The following is a 14,552-nucleotide window of genomic DNA, read 5'->3' on the forward strand; positions in this document are numbered from 1 at the left end:
TTTTGATTTTAAAGGAATTTACAGTGAATAAATGGCGTAACCCCACTGGGTGGTTATGTGCGGTAGCTATGCCTTTTGCACTGCTCCTGCTTTCCGGATGCGGCAGTAGCGATTCGCTACCTGACCCCTAATCGCAGCGGCCTGGCCTGAGCGTGAAAGCGTTTTACAAGGTGAATTCTGACAATCAGAAGAAAGCGGCGTCCATGAAGATACGTGTTGAGAATTAATGAGCTACACAGAATTTTTAGAGGGTAAGCAAAATGAACAGACCTTCATTCAATGAAGCGTGGCTAGCTTTTAGGAAGGTGAATCATTCCGTCGCTGATGTGGGTAGCATTATTGGTGGAAACGTTGGGAAAAATATAACTGGTGGTTATTTTCAAAATGCCTGTCCTATTCGAATGAGCTATGTTTTGAATGCGACAGGATTCCCAATAGCCCGTAACTCCCCGTATGCAAAGGTTAGTGGTGCCGATAATAAATTCTATATTTATCGTGTGAATGATATGATTGATCATCTTACTCATAATATGGGCAAGCCTGATCTTATTGTTAATAATCCAAAACAGAGTGACTTTATAGGGAAGAAAGGAATTATCGTAGTAAAAGGGCATGGCTGGAGCAATGCCAGAGGACACGTTACATTATGGAATGGCAGTATCTGTTCAGATCAGTGCCACTTATTAAATGACCCAGATAATGGACCATTTGTTCCTGAAGTTGGGACTCTGTGGATACTGCCATGAAATGGTTAATATTAGTTACTTTCAGCATAAGTGGAATGCTGGTATGGCAGCCATCTTTTGCACAAGAAGCATTGACCACACAATATTCACAGTCGGAACTCTTAAAAAATTGGGCGCTGAGTCATTGTCTGGCATTAGTATACAAAGATGATGTCGTTAAAAACGATGCCAGAGCTACGGCCAGTGCTTACCTTGAATATGGTAAACAATCTGTGGAGATTTACCATGAAATTGATGAGATTGCGAAAAAATATTCAGGGTTGAAATATAACGGCTCGATATCATCAGATTTTAATACCATGAAGTGCATAGATTTTATCCACGACAGGGAATTAAATGAATTAATTAAAAGGCGTGTCGAGAAGTAAAATTCAAAGATATTAAAAGCATACGTTCTCTTGCTCTGATGAATTTATGGGTAAGAAAGAGCTGTACAGGAATAGTTAATCTGTTCACCTAATAAAGCAGACAAATCAGGACGTTATTTAGGTAGTTAAAAGGATAGTAGATATGTCTTATGATATTTTTCTGAAAATTGACGGCATCGACGGTGAGTCGATGGATGACAAACACAAAAATGAAATTGAAGTACTGAGCTGGCGCTGGAATATCCATCAGGAATCCACCATGCACGCCGGTAGCGGCCTCGGTTCCGGTAAAGTATCTGTTACTCATCTTTCATTTGAACATTACATCGATCGCGCCAGCCCGAACCTGTTCAAATACTGCTCTTCCGGCAAGCACATTCCGCAGGCCATTCTGGCTATGCGTAAGGCTGGCGGCAATCCGCTGGAGTACCTCAAGTACACCTTCACAGATCTGATTATTGCAATGGTATCGCCCAGCGGAAGCCAGGGAGGGGAAATTGCGTCTCGCGAATCAATTGAACTCTCTTTCAGCACCGTGAAGCAGGAATACGTGGTGCAGAACCAGCAGGGTGGCAGCGGCGGCACCATTACCGCAGGCTACGACTTCAAGGCCAACAAAGAAATTTAACGGTTGTTTTCCGGTCAGATTTATGTCTGGTCGGATTTATTATTTTGATTTTAAAGGAATTTACAGTGAATAAATGGCGTAACCCCACTGGGTGGTTATGTGCGGTAGCTATGCCTTTTGCACTGCTCCTGCTTTCCGGATGCGGCAGTAGCGATGCGCTACCTGACCTCGAATCACAGCGACTCGACCTGAGCGTGAAAGCCTCCGATAAGGTGAATCCTGACAATCAGAAGAAGGCCGCGCCCATTGAGATACGTGTTTATGAACTGAAAAATGACGCCGCTTTCACGACAGCCGATTACTGGTCGCTCCATGACAACGACAAATCCGTCCTTACCGACGATTTAGTGCGTCGCGACAGCTTTATTTTGCGTCCCGGCGAAGAGAAAAAACTGCGTCGCCCGCTGAATGCGCAGACCACGGCAATCGGCATACTGGCCGGATACCGTAACCTGGCCAAATCGGTCTGGCGGGTAACCTACAAAATCCCGGAAGCCCCGGAAAAAGCCTGGTACAGCAGCTTCGTACCGGGGAAAGGAAAAGTGCAGTTGGAGGCGGAACTGGAACAAAGCGCCATTGTAATTACGGAACGGGATAAATGAATTATGAGCTGGAATGACCGCGTAGTCTGGAGTGAAGGACAATTTTTACTGCCGCAGATGTTTCAGCAGCAAGAGCGTTATCTGGAACACGTCATGCATTACCGCAGCCTGCCGCTGACCCCCTTTTTCTGGGGATTCAGCCACTACAATATTGATGGCGAAGCGCTGAACATCGGTAAACTGATACTGAAAGAGGCATCAGGGATTTTTCCTGACGGCACGCCGTTTAACGCACCGGGCCACACCCCGCTACCGCCGCCGCTGACCATCCTGCCGGAGCACCTGAACCAGCAGATTTGTCTGGCGGTACCGGTACGCGCGCCGAACAGCGAAGAAACTACGTTTGACAATAACCCGGAATCACTGGCGCGTTTCTCGGTACACGAACACGACATCCGCGACGCCAACTCGCTGGGACGTGGCGCGCAGTTATTACAGCTCAGTCACCTGCGCCTGCGGCTGCTGCCGGAAAAGGCGGTGACGGGCGCCTGGATTGGCCTGCCGCTGACCCGCATCATCGGGCTGAATCCTGACGGGCGGATAGATATCGACCACGACCTGATCCCGCCCATCATTAATTATCAGGCCAGTTCACTGATGTGTACCTGGCTGTCGTGGATCAACGATCTCATCCGGATGCGGGCCGATTCGCTGGCGGAACGGCTGACCGGCAGCGACAACCACGGCCATGAAGCAGCAGAGGTCTCCGATTACCTGCTGCTGCAAATTCTCAATCGCTTTGAGCCGCTGTTGACCCACCTGGCGAAAACCCCGCTGGCCCCGGAAGTGTTGTATCGCTACCTGTCCGAACTGGCCGGGGAACTCTCCACCTATGTGCGTCCACAAACGCGACGACCCGCTGAATACAAAGAGTACAAACACCTGACGCCCTATGCCGGGTTGAAATCGCTGGTTGATGAGGTGCAGTTCCTGCTGAATGCGGTACTGATCCGGGGCGCGCAGCGCATCGAACTGAAAGAGGGGACTTACGGCATCCTGAATGCGGTGGTGGCTCCTTCCGATCTTGCCGATTTCAGCACGCTGGTACTGGCGATAAAGGCTTCAATGCCGACCGATGTGCTACTGCAACATTTTGCCGCCCAGACCAAAATCGGGCCATCCGATCGCCTGCCGGAACTGATCCGCTCGCATCTGCCGGGGCTGGCTTTGCAGGTTCTGCCTGTACCACCGCGCCAAATCCCGTTTCAGGCCGGATACATCTATTACGACATCCGCCGCGAGGGAGCATTGTGGGAACACATTGCCCGTTACGGCGGGATGGCCATGCATACCGCCGGGGAATTTCCGGGGCTGGAGACAGAACTGTGGGGAGTGCGCGATAAATGACAGACAGTACCCTGACGCCGCCAGCGGCGGACATGATGTCCTTTTTGTCCACCACGCCGGAGCATAAGGACAGTGAATATGAAACGCCGGTACACACCAGCCAGCGCACGGAACTCAATGTCATCGTTGAAGACGGTCCGGACAGCAAACTCCGGCTGGCTGAAATCAGCGCGGCGGCTAACCCGTTGCTCGCCGCTGCCCGGCCTTTATTGTGCGCTCTCGCAGCCATGCCCGCTAAGCTGGATGCGGCCCTGGTAGAGCCTTACCGTAATTTGCTGGTACGCGAGATGCATCTGTACCAGACATTATGCGATCAGGCGAACCTGCGGCGCGAGCACGTACTGGCGGTACGTTACTGCCTGTGTACGGCGCTTGATGAAGCCGCCAATAACACAACCTGGGGACGGCGCGGCATCTGGGCCGGAAAAAGCCTGCTGGTAACATTTCATGGTGAAAGCGAAGGCGGGATAAAACTTTTCCAGATCATCGGGCGTCTGGCGGCCAGCTTCCAGGAGCATGGCAACGTACTGGAGGTTATCTACCACCTGCTGGGGTTGGGATTTGAAGGCCGCTACAGCGTGCAGCCAGACGGGCGTAAGCAACTGGACAATATTCGCCAGCAACTGCTGACACAGCTTTCACAGCGTCGCGATCCGGTCATGCCCGCGCTCTCGCCTGACTTTCAGGGGGCGATAAGCGGACGACTGCGGCGGATGCGCCGGGTGCCGGTCTGGCTGAGCGCCGGGATAGCCCTGTTGGCGATGCTGACGCTGTTTGGCCTTTACAGCCACCGGATGGATGTGCAGACCGTCACCGTACAACAGCATATTGATGCGATTGGTATAAAACTGCCGCCGCCGCCCGTGCCGGTTCATAAGCTGCGGCTGAAAATCCTGCTGGCAAACGAAATCGCCCGTGGCCTGCTGACCGTGGACGAAGATGACCAGCACAGTAGGGTGGTCTTCCGTGGCGACGCCATGTTTGTACCGGGACAAAAAACGGTGAGTGACGCAATCCGGCCAGTGATTAACAAAGCGGCGCGGGAAATCGCCCGCGTGGGCGGCGCAGTCACTGTAACGGGTCACACTGACAGCCAGCCCATTCATTCGGCTGAATTCCCATCCAACCTGGTGCTGTCGGAAAAACGGGCGGCGGAAGTTGCGGCGTTGCTGACCTCCGGCGGCGTACCTGCCGGACGGGTACATATCGTCGGCAAGGGCGATACGGTGCCGGTGGCGGATAACGGCAGTAAAGCCGGGCGGGCGAAAAACCGTCGGGTGGAAATTCTGGTGGTGGAATAAATTGATGAAAAAATCAACCTATGATGTGTCTCATCATTCGCCAGTATGTGGCGTGACGGGGGATTATTATCGGATCTCAGCGACATATCACATAAAACGATCTGTTCGTGTTTTTTTGATCATCTTATGTTGCCTGTTACCCGGTGGCGCTTTTGCCGGATCCCCGATTAACGCAGGATTCATTTCCCCCGATAATGTCAACCTCAGCACTCAGGATTTCCTGAAATTTTATGCCACTGACAACGTACAGAAAAAAGATAATACACTGATGTATGTGTTGGGGGTAGCGGATGCCACAGAAGGTAAGACGTGGTGTGGATATGGTCAGGTTGACAGTATAACAATAAACCATACTGTGCTGGCCTGGCTTGATCGGTACTCTGTGAAAAAGCCTGATGCAAGAGCTTCGGTGCTGATAGAGGAAGCATTAGTTAAAAATTTCCCCTGTCAGGGGACTGAACCCTCCGTAAAAATTGCTTCCCGGTCATCTCCTGTGTTATCCCTGACGCCGGATGCGCTTAATCTTTCAGGTAATGACTTTTTTAAATTTTGGGTATCTGGTAATCAACGGGATAAACTCAGGGCGGGTATCTATCTGCTTGGCGTGGAGGATGCGACAGAGAAAAAACTATGGTGTGGATACGATTTATTTAAGACGCTAACATTAAATGAAATTGTCTATGTTTTTCTTAAAAATAAAACACATAAAGAACTTAATTCTCGCGCGGCTGAACTTATCATAAATAAATTAATAGAGTATCCCTGTAATATATAAAATCATTCAAGTTGCATCAAGGCGGCAAGGGAGTGAATCCCCAGGAACGTACATTAGTTCGTGACTGGGGTGAGCGAGGAAAGCCAACGCACATGCAGCCTGAAGTATGACAGGTATACCCTGTGATAATGTTATCGCTGCCAGTTCAGATAAGTATTGGTGGTAAAGTCTTGGTAGTAAGGGATTGATATGTTTAAGATAATGGTCTGTCTGTTGGTGGGTATTCCTGCCATTTCTTATGCGCACGATTATGGGTGTGCTACGGTTGGAGCATCAATGGAGTCATCATTATTTGATGCCATAAAAAATGACCTGAATATAGATGTCGCTACTATTATAAAGGATAAAACAAAGGTAGAGATTCTTGATCTCTCGCCTGTATCTAAGGTCTATGCAGAATCTCTGGCCAGGATGGATTATGAAAAAGATAAGGCCAAAAATAAAGTGGCAATATTAGATAAAAAATCCTATTTCGATAGTTACTATGAAAATCAGGTTAAATCTATCGTGGCAAAATATACCTATATTAACAAAGATAAAGAAAAAGATATTTTCATTGCATCCAGCTTCATGAATGCTGATGAGTGTTCTGTAAGATTTAATGGTTATATTACTTTATCCAGGGAATTTTAAAATATTGATTATTGGGTGGCGAGTCGAAATATAATGCAAAAATTTCTTAGTCTGCTTTTTTCCCGGCGCGCGCTGGCAGTTGTGGGCGTTCTGGTTCTGGCGCTGCTGGTCTGGTTTGTCGGGCCGCTGGTGTCATTTGATACCCTGCGCCCGCTGGCCTCCGTGGGTAGCCGGGTAGTGACCATTGCTCTGTTGCTGATGCTGCTGGTACTGTGGCTGGTCAACTGGTCGATGAGCATTATCGGCATCAGTGTCCTGTGCCTGGCGATTGGCTTCGTCACACCGCTGCTGGCCCTGGGCGATGTCCATCCGTTTGCGCCGCTGTGGGTCCGCCTGACCCTGATTGGTTTCATCCTGCTGGTGTATGCGCTGTACGGCCTGTACCGGCTGTGGCGTGCGCTGCGTATGGATGAACAACTGCTGCGTCGCTTCCTGCATCCGCGCGGGGAAGAGGTACCGGTGGCTGGCGAGATCAAAGCCGACCTGCGCACCGTCAACCATATTGTCACGCAGGCCATCCGGCAGCTGCGGCAGTTGCGGGTGGACATGCCCGGCTGGCGTAAAATCTTCGAGGGAAAACGCTTTCTGTATGAGCTGCCGTGGTTCATGGTGGTCGGCAGTCCCGGCGACGGCAAAACCACGGCCCTGCTGAACACCGGATTGCAGTTCCCGCTGGCGGAGCAAATGGAGCAGACCTCGCGTATCCTGACAGTACCGGGTGGCGGCACGCTACACTGCGACTGGTGGTTTACCAACGAAGCGGTGTTGATTGATACCGCCGGACGCTACGCCCGCCACGATGACGGCGGCGAAGCGAGCGCCGCGCAGCGTAACGCCGGAGAGTGGCAGGGCTTTCTCGGTCTGCTGCGTAAACATCGCCCCGGCGCGCCGCTTAACGGCGTGATCCTGACGCTAAACGTGGCGGATTTAACCGCACAGTCACCGGCGGAACGCCTGGCGGCCTGCGCCGCTCTGCGGGCGCGACTGGCAGAACTGCGCGAGACCCTGGGGATTCGCTTTCCGGTCTATCTGGTGGTCACCAAAATGGATTTGTTGCCGGGGTTCAGCGAGTATTTTCGCACGCTGACCAGCCATCTTCGCGCACAAATCTGGGGCTTCACGTTGCCGTACAGCCGCAGGCGAAAAGCGGGCGACCCGCAGGCGCTGCACGCCGCCTGCGCGCAGGAGCTGGCGCGCCTGACGCTGCGGCTGGATCAGGGACTGGATACCCGGTTACAGGAAGAGTACGACCTTAAAAGCCGCCAGCGGCTGTATACCTTCCCGCGTGAGTTCGCCGCCCTCGGCGAGCCGTTGCTGGAGGCTATTGAACAGATCTTCCTCGATTCAAAATTCGATGCCACGCAACTGAATAACACGCTGCGCGGGGTGTTTTTCACCAGTGCCGCGCAGGCGCAGGCCGACGCCGTGGCCGACCAGTTGAGTATCTGGCAGCGCTTTGTCCGGGCGATAAAAACCGCCCGTGGCGAATCATCCGCCTCTCTCCCACACGCTCTGCCGGACGGCAACCGCAGCTACTTTCTGCATGATCTGCTAACACAGTTTATTTTCCGTGAAGCGCACCTGGTGGAGCCAAACCTCCAGTGGGCCTGGCGTTACCGCCTGCTGCGCCTCGGCGGGCACCTGCTGGTACTGGTGCTGGCATTCCTGTTGTGGCAGGGAATGCAGACCAGCCAGCAGACCAACGGCGACTATCTGAATGAAATCAGCGCCCGCGCGACCCGGCTGGACGGTGAAGTGAAAGCCTACACCGGTAAACCGGCGATGGCTCCCGTCCCGGCACTGCTGGACAGCGCAAGGGAACTGTCCGCCTGGCCGGAACTGGACCCGGACGCGCCGCCGCTGACCTGGCGCTACGGCCTGTACAGCGTACCGCCGGTAACCGACAGCGTGGCGTCGCTGTACAACCGCCTGCTGGATCAACTGCTGCTGCCGCCGCTGGTGAAACGGATGGAGTATGTGCTGGCGGACGCCATTGCCCGTCAGGACAGTAAAGCTGCCTACGATGCCCTGCGCATCTATCTGCTACTGAATCTGGATAAAGATCATGAAGATAAATACAACGCGGCGGAGATCCAGTCGTGGGTGATTAACGATCTGGGGAACAGCGACAGCGTGGCCGGGTTTGGCGGGCGCGCCGCCGTGCTGACGCATATCGAAGCGCTGTTTGACGGCAGCCGGATGGTGCATTCACCGTATGAGAAAAATGAGGCACTGATCCGCCAGGCGCGGGCATTCCTCGACGGTCACACCAGTACCGAGCGTATCTATGCGCGGGCGCTGGCGGCAATGGAGAGCGAAGCGCCGCAGGAGTTCACGCTGGTACGCGCCGTCGGCGCGGATGCGGGAACGGTGTTTGTGCGTAGCAACGGCGCGCCGCTGGATCGGGGCGTGCCGGGTATTTTTACCCGTGAAGGTTACCGGGAGCTGTTCGACAAACGATTACCGGAATTTGTGGCGGCGGCGACGGCGAACGATGGCTGGGTGATGGGCCGGGAGAGTACGCCAAAAAAGCTGACTGACAGCCTGCGCAGCCAGATACCGGGGCAGGAGCAGTCTGTCGCCCGCGAAGTCCGCCGTTTGTACCTGACGGAATATGCCCGCCGCTGGCAGGATTTTCTGGACAGTATCCATAGTATCAACAGTGCCGGGGAAGAGGGCAGTTCTGGCCTGGCCTATGATTTACAGGTGCTGCGCACTCTGGCGTCGCCGGACTCACCGCTGATGCGGCTGGGAAAAGCGGTGGTGGAGCAGACCACGCTGGTGCCGCCGCCGGACCCGCAGGCCAGACAGAAACAACTGGCGCAGCGCGCATCCGGTAACGCGGGGAAAGTGGTACAGACGGCAAAACTGTTCCAGGATATTCACCCGGAAGAGCGGCTGGAAAAAACGCTGGTGGATGATCGTTTCGCCGCGCTGCGCGAGGTCATTGCCGGGCGGGCGGACGGCGGACAGAGCGGTGGTGGGACGATGCAGATCGCTTCGCTGCTGACCATGCTCAACGAGTATTACACCCAACTGACCATTGCTGATAGCGCGCTGGCGGCGGGGACGTTGCCAGCGCGCATTACTGCCGCAGACAAGTTGCAACTGGAGGCGGCGAAACTGCCTGCGCCGCTGAAAAACATCCTGCTGGATCTGACGAAGCAGGGAACGCGCAAAATCAACGCCGGGACCGGCGACGTGCTGAACACCCAGATGGAGGCGATGATGGGCGACGACTGCCGTGACGCCATCGACGGGCGCTATCCGTTCGCCGACAGCCCGCAGGAGGTCAGCGCCGAGGACTTTAACCGCATCTTCGCCAGCGGCGGCGTACTGGATGCTTTCTGGAGCAAACAACTGGCTCCGCTGGCGGACACCGCCAGCGACCCGTGGCGCTACAAACCGACCGAAGGCAACATGACGTTGCAGGGGCCGGATTTAACGCCGTTTCAGCAGGCGAAGCAGATTCGCAGCGTGTTTTTTAACAGCGAGGGCGGGAAAAAATTTTCCTGGTCGATGCAGATTAGCGTGGTGGATATGGACCCGGCCATCACGGAACTGGTGATTGATATCGACGGTCAGGTGCTGCGCTACGCCCATGGTCCGGACCGGCCCCTGAAAGTGACGTGGCCGGGACCGCGCAACGGCTCGATGGCGGAAATCACCGCCAGCCCGCGTATTCGCCAGGACACCTCAACGCTACTGACCGGCGGGCCGTGGGCGCTGTTTCATCTGCTGGACGCCGGAATGGTACAGGAAACGGCGGTGCGGGGGCGCCAACTGGTGGAATATGATTTTGACGGTCGCCGGGTGGTGCTGGAAATCACTGCCGGGCGGGATTTTAACCCGGTCAGCCGGGAGCTGTTGCAGAACTTCAGTTGTCCGGCGAGGGCGTTGTAATGCGCCGGCCAGCGGTGGTATCAGCCCCGGCGATGTTCGGCAGGCTGCCGGACCAGCGCGACTATGTGCGCTGGCGGGTGGGCGCTGAAGAGGGACGAATATGGCAGGACTGGCTGAACCGCCAGACATGGGTGGGCAGCGGGCGGCATATCGTGTTGCCGGAAGGCCAGACGACCGATGAAGAACGTGACGACTGGATGCACCTGTCGCCGCGTGGCGAACATGATATGCCCGCGCCGGAACACCATCCGCTGCCGTGGAGCTTTGTGATGTCGCCGGGATTTTTGCCGATGGGTGGGACGACTGACTGGCTGACCGGAGTGCTGATGGCGTCACGGGATAGCGTGGGACGCCCGTGGCCGCTGGTGATTTACCAGCGCTGCGGTCGGGAGTGGCTGGACGAGAGTTTGCAGGAGACGCAGGGCTGGCTGTACTGGCTGGCGAGGCTGGCGGCGCAGCATATCACGCCGGACACGATGCGGCGCGGGCGGCTGACCGAGCAGGTGGACCAGCTATGGGCGATGTGGCAGCCGGGGCCGTGGTGGGCGCAGTGGCTGCGCGGGTTACGACGTACATCGCAACGCAGCCGGGAACTGACCGGGCTGCCGGATGAAGCACCGGTAGTAGAACTGCCGGGCGTGCGTTATCTGCCGTGGCCGGGCTGGCCGGGTAAGACGCTGGGGCAGGCAACACCGGGGCAAGGCTGGTTCTGGCAACAGAACAGTGAAGGGCGGTATGTGGATGCGCTGCGGCTGGTGGGGAATAACAGGAGGGAAGAGTGAAAGACTTATGGCAGACAGCACTGAACACGCAAGAACAAAATAGTTTCGCTGCAACCTGTAAGCCAGAAGATAATTTGTTGTTAAACGGTGTATTTTTGTGGGTTGAAACCACAGGTGCGGGTCATGCTTTTGTCTCTGTACATATGGATAATTCTGTTTATTTGTACACTTACGGGCGGTATGGAAGGACTGGCTCTAGTGCGACTGTCGGAGATGGTATTTTAAACTTCTTTGAAGATGAAGATGCTCGATCTTATTATCGTTATGAGCTATATCAGATGGAAGCACATGTGTTTGAAATAAATGATGCTAATCCGATATTGGTTCGTGAATTTTTTGAAAAATTGTGGAATGCAGCAAAACCACCTGTTCCTACAAAATCAATGACGGACAGGGTAAAGTTGCGGGGGCGTACAATTGATATTTATGATGTAACCGGAAATAATTGTACGACACACTCCGTTGAGGGGATTAAATATTCTGGTTCGAAAATATTTGAGACAAAATATATATTACCTTCTATACAGTCATCATTTGGGGTATCTGCTTCGCCACAGTTAACAGTTGACACAGAGATAGATTTCACGATCCCTTTCTCATTACAACAATACCTTATTGAGAAAAGTTCTGATTTTTCATCAATGTCAGTAATGAATATGACCAGTGAATTCAGGCAACAATATCCTAATATTGGTGATAAAAGTGGAGCAGCACAGGGATTGAGCGCTGTACTGATGGGGGTGGGAGCAAAAAGTTCTGCTTCATCAGGTACCTCGTCGCCATATTCTGGTGGTACATCTGGCGGTTCTCTGGGGAGTTCATACAATGACAAATAAATTCTGGATACGCTGGGGGATTATTTTATTTATCTCTGCCATTTATTATATTGTTGTTTTTTATTTTAATATTATATTTGCAGTGAACTACTCGGAAACGATGAGCATGGGAGGGGATTTTAGTTCGTCCCAGTGTGTCTGGTTTGCCAGACAACTCTTATCGGATCATAATTATGTGTTCATTGTTTCAGTTGTGGGTTTTTTAATTTGTATGCCACTTATTTTGCTGGCTTTCAAAAAAATAAGATAAGCATTGCATTTTTTTGAAACGTAAGCGTTTTTTTGTGCTTTTTAAAATATGTTTGTGCCAGTGGAATGTTATTTCCGACTGCCAGATACTGCGCTTAAATTTAGTATTAAAGGAGCAAATACCATGAGTTTTGTATCCACAAATAATAAATCCGGTATGGGGGGGCTGACGACAACCACGCCGCCGATAACAGGTGAAAACAGTGGAGCTACAGCAGGTTCGGTTGCCGGAAGCGTGGCGGGAGCCGCAGAAGCGGCAGTGGAACAGGCGCTGGGATCTCTGATGGGCGACCTGCCTGAACCGTCGGGGTTGGTGAAAGCAGCGGTGGCTGCGGCGGCACAGGCTGCGGCAGCGGCGGGCGCGGCGCAGGATGTGATATCGGCACTAATTTCTGGTGCAACCAGCGGGCCGGGCGCACATAACGTGACGGTCAGCGGCAGCGCAGTTCCACCGCAGATGCTGCTGTTTTCCAGTCTGAACGGCTCGGAAGCTCTCGGTAGCTTGTTTACCTACATCGTACAGCTAAAAACGCCCGACACCCTGAATCTGGGCTATGTCTCCCCCGCAGCCAACCTGCCGCTTAAAGCCATGGTGGGCAAAGATTTGTGCGTCAACATCGAACTGGATGGCGGCGGCAAACGGCATATCAGCGGGCTGGTCACGGCGGCGCGGGTGGTGGGCCATGAAGGGCGTTCTGTTACCTATGAGCTGCGTATGGAGCCGTGGGTAAAACTGCTGACCCACACCAGCGACTACAAGGCATTCCAGAATAAAACCGTGGTGGACATTCTGGATGAAGTGCTGGCTGAGTATCCGTATCCGGTGGAAAAGCGACTGGTGGAAAGCTACCCGGTACGCACCTGGCAGGTACAGTACGGTGAAACTGATTTTGATTTTCTTCAGCGACTGATGCAGGAGTGGGGCATCTACTGGTGGTTTGAGCACAGCGAGGACAGCCACACGCTGGTGCTGGCGGATGCCATCAGTACACATCACGCCTGCCCGGATTCACCGGAGGTGGAATGGCATCAAAAAGGGTTAAAGCTGGATAAAGCATTTATCCACACCATTATAGCCAATGAAAGTCTGCGTACCGGGCAGTGGGTACTGGATGATTTTGACTTTAAAAAACCGCGCTCGCGGCTGGCGAACACAGTGGCAAACCCGCGTGAAACCGGCCATGCCAGTTACGAACACTACGAATGGCCGGGCGATTATTTCGACAAGGGCGAAGGCGAAATGCTGACGCGCATCCGTATGGAAGCGCAGCGCAGCCCTGGCAGCCGGGTTCACGGTGCCGGGAATATCCGTACGCTGATGACTGGCTACACCTTTGCGTTGATGAATCACCCTACGGCAGAACTCAATCAGGAATATCTGTTGGCGCAGACTACGCTGTTTGTGCAGGACAACGCGCAGCACAGCGGGCAGGACCAGCACTTTACCTTCTCCACCCGTTTTGAACTGCACCCCACCCGTGAGGTGTTCCGCCCGCAGCGGACGGTGAGCAAACCCCACACCAAAGGGCCGCAGAGCGCCATCGTCACCGGCCCGTCGGGCCAGGAAATCTGGACGGATCAGTACGGGCGGGTAAAGGTACAGTTTGGCTGGGATCGCTACGGCAAAATGGATGAAAACAGCTCCTGCTGGATACGCGTCAGCTACCCGTGGGCGGGCAAAGGCTTCGGGATGATCCAGATCCCGCGTATAGGCCAGGAAGTGCTGGTGGATTTCAAAAACGGCGATCCGGATCTGCCGATCATCGTGGGGCGCACCTACAACCAGGACACCATGCCGCCGTGGGGACTGCCGGGCGCGGCAACACAGAGCGGGATATACAGCCACACTATCGGCGGCGGACCGACCAATGCCAACGCCCTGCGTTTTGAAGATAAACCCGGTAGTGAAGAGGTCTGGCTACATGCTGAAAAAGATCAGCGTATTGAAGTTAATAATAATGAAAGTCACTGGGTGGGGAATAATCGGGTTAAGGTCATTGATCAGTCAGAAATAGCCACTATTGGCGCTGTCCGCGACCATAAAGTTCAGTATGACGATACCTCTCTGGCCGGAGGAAATAAAACCATTCAGACGGTAAAAGAGTTATATCTGGCAGCGGGTGATTCTATTACCCTGAGTTGTGGTGACACCGTTCTGTACATGAGCAGTAAGGGGGAATTTTACGTAACCTGTAAAACGTTCAATATTACTGCAACAGATGCCGATGGTCAGATTAATACTATAAAAGGGCAGCTGGATTTAAATATGGATAAAAGAGAACCCAAAGTGGGAACATTTGGTGAGTCAGAAAAAACAGCGATGGCAGCAGTAATTAAGGAAACTTTTCCACCCAAAGAATAGTTTTTATTTTAGTGCCGGAC

Annotated in this window: 12 protein-coding genes and 1 pseudogene; all 13 read left to right on the forward strand. The window is 53.4% G+C overall.

Annotated features, from left to right (window positions below):
• Window positions 1-23: 23 nt before the first annotated feature.
• Window positions 24-218 (forward strand): annotated as a pseudogene (locus tag ACLD4F_RS10885) (type VI secretion system lipoprotein TssJ); the annotation flags it as partial.
• 42 nt (window positions 219-260) lie between these two features.
• Window positions 261-746 (forward strand): type VI secretion system amidase effector protein Tae4, encoded by a 486-nt coding sequence (locus ACLD4F_RS10890; RefSeq protein ID WP_001081548.1) that lies wholly within the window; start codon window positions 261-263, stop codon window positions 744-746.
• Window positions 731-1,114, forward strand: coding sequence for a type VI secretion system amidase immunity protein Tai4 (locus ACLD4F_RS10895; RefSeq protein ID WP_079944495.1), 384 nt, complete (start codon window positions 731-733; stop codon window positions 1,112-1,114). The genes ACLD4F_RS10890 and ACLD4F_RS10895 overlap by 16 nt, the downstream gene beginning before the upstream one ends.
• Before the next feature lie 142 nt (window positions 1,115-1,256).
• On the forward strand, window positions 1,257-1,742 hold the full coding sequence (locus ACLD4F_RS10900) for an Hcp family type VI secretion system effector (protein ID WP_024797313.1): 486 nt from the start codon (window positions 1,257-1,259) through the stop codon (window positions 1,740-1,742).
• Window positions 1,743-1,807: 65 nt separating this feature from the next.
• On the forward strand, window positions 1,808-2,344 hold the full coding sequence (gene tssJ, locus ACLD4F_RS10905; protein WP_079944496.1) for a type VI secretion system lipoprotein TssJ: 537 nt from the start codon (window positions 1,808-1,810) through the stop codon (window positions 2,342-2,344).
• A gap of 3 nt (window positions 2,345-2,347) precedes the next feature.
• Window positions 2,348-3,691 carry a type VI secretion system baseplate subunit TssK gene (gene tssK, locus ACLD4F_RS10910; protein ID WP_079944497.1) on the forward strand — a complete coding sequence of 448 codons (1,344 nt, stop codon included), beginning with the start codon at window positions 2,348-2,350 and terminating at the stop codon, window positions 3,689-3,691.
• Window positions 3,688-4,992 (forward strand): type VI secretion system protein TssL, long form, encoded by a 1,305-nt coding sequence (gene tssL / locus ACLD4F_RS10915; protein ID WP_000132479.1) that lies wholly within the window; start codon window positions 3,688-3,690, stop codon window positions 4,990-4,992. The genes tssK and tssL overlap by 4 nt, the downstream gene beginning before the upstream one ends.
• Window position 4,993: 1 nt before the next feature.
• Window positions 4,994-5,767: a Rap1a/Tai family immunity protein gene (locus ACLD4F_RS10920; protein ID WP_139763218.1), complete on the forward strand. Its 774-nt coding sequence runs from the start codon at window positions 4,994-4,996 to the stop codon at window positions 5,765-5,767.
• Between the two features lie 201 nt (window positions 5,768-5,968).
• Window positions 5,969-6,400: a Shiga-like toxin A subunit SciR gene (gene sciR, locus ACLD4F_RS10925; protein WP_077943634.1), complete on the forward strand. Its 432-nt coding sequence runs from the start codon at window positions 5,969-5,971 to the stop codon at window positions 6,398-6,400.
• A 33-nt stretch (window positions 6,401-6,433) separates the two neighbouring features.
• Window positions 6,434-10,303, forward strand: a complete 3,870-nt coding sequence (icmF, locus tag ACLD4F_RS10930) for a Type VI secretion protein IcmF (protein WP_079944498.1) — start codon at window positions 6,434-6,436, stop codon at window positions 10,301-10,303.
• Window positions 10,303-11,085 carry a TagF domain-containing protein gene (locus ACLD4F_RS10935; RefSeq protein ID WP_079944499.1) on the forward strand — a complete coding sequence of 261 codons (783 nt, stop codon included), beginning with the start codon at window positions 10,303-10,305 and terminating at the stop codon, window positions 11,083-11,085. The genes icmF and ACLD4F_RS10935 overlap by 1 nt, the downstream gene beginning before the upstream one ends.
• Window positions 11,082-11,921, forward strand: coding sequence for a hypothetical protein (locus ACLD4F_RS10940; RefSeq protein ID WP_000654209.1), 840 nt, complete (start codon window positions 11,082-11,084; stop codon window positions 11,919-11,921). Before ACLD4F_RS10935 ends, ACLD4F_RS10940 begins: the two co-directional genes overlap by 4 nt.
• Before the next feature lie 373 nt (window positions 11,922-12,294).
• The gene (locus ACLD4F_RS10945; RefSeq protein WP_079944500.1) at window positions 12,295-14,532 is read left to right on the forward strand and encodes a type VI secretion system Vgr family protein; all 2,238 of its coding nucleotides are present in this window, start codon (window positions 12,295-12,297) and stop codon (window positions 14,530-14,532) included.
• Window positions 14,533-14,552 lie beyond the last annotated feature (20 nt).

The sequence above is a fragment of the Salmonella sp. 741265050_HSA genome (genome assembly GCF_046569445.1).
In the GTDB taxonomy this organism is placed as follows: Bacteria; Pseudomonadota; Gammaproteobacteria; order Enterobacterales; family Enterobacteriaceae; genus Salmonella; species Salmonella enterica.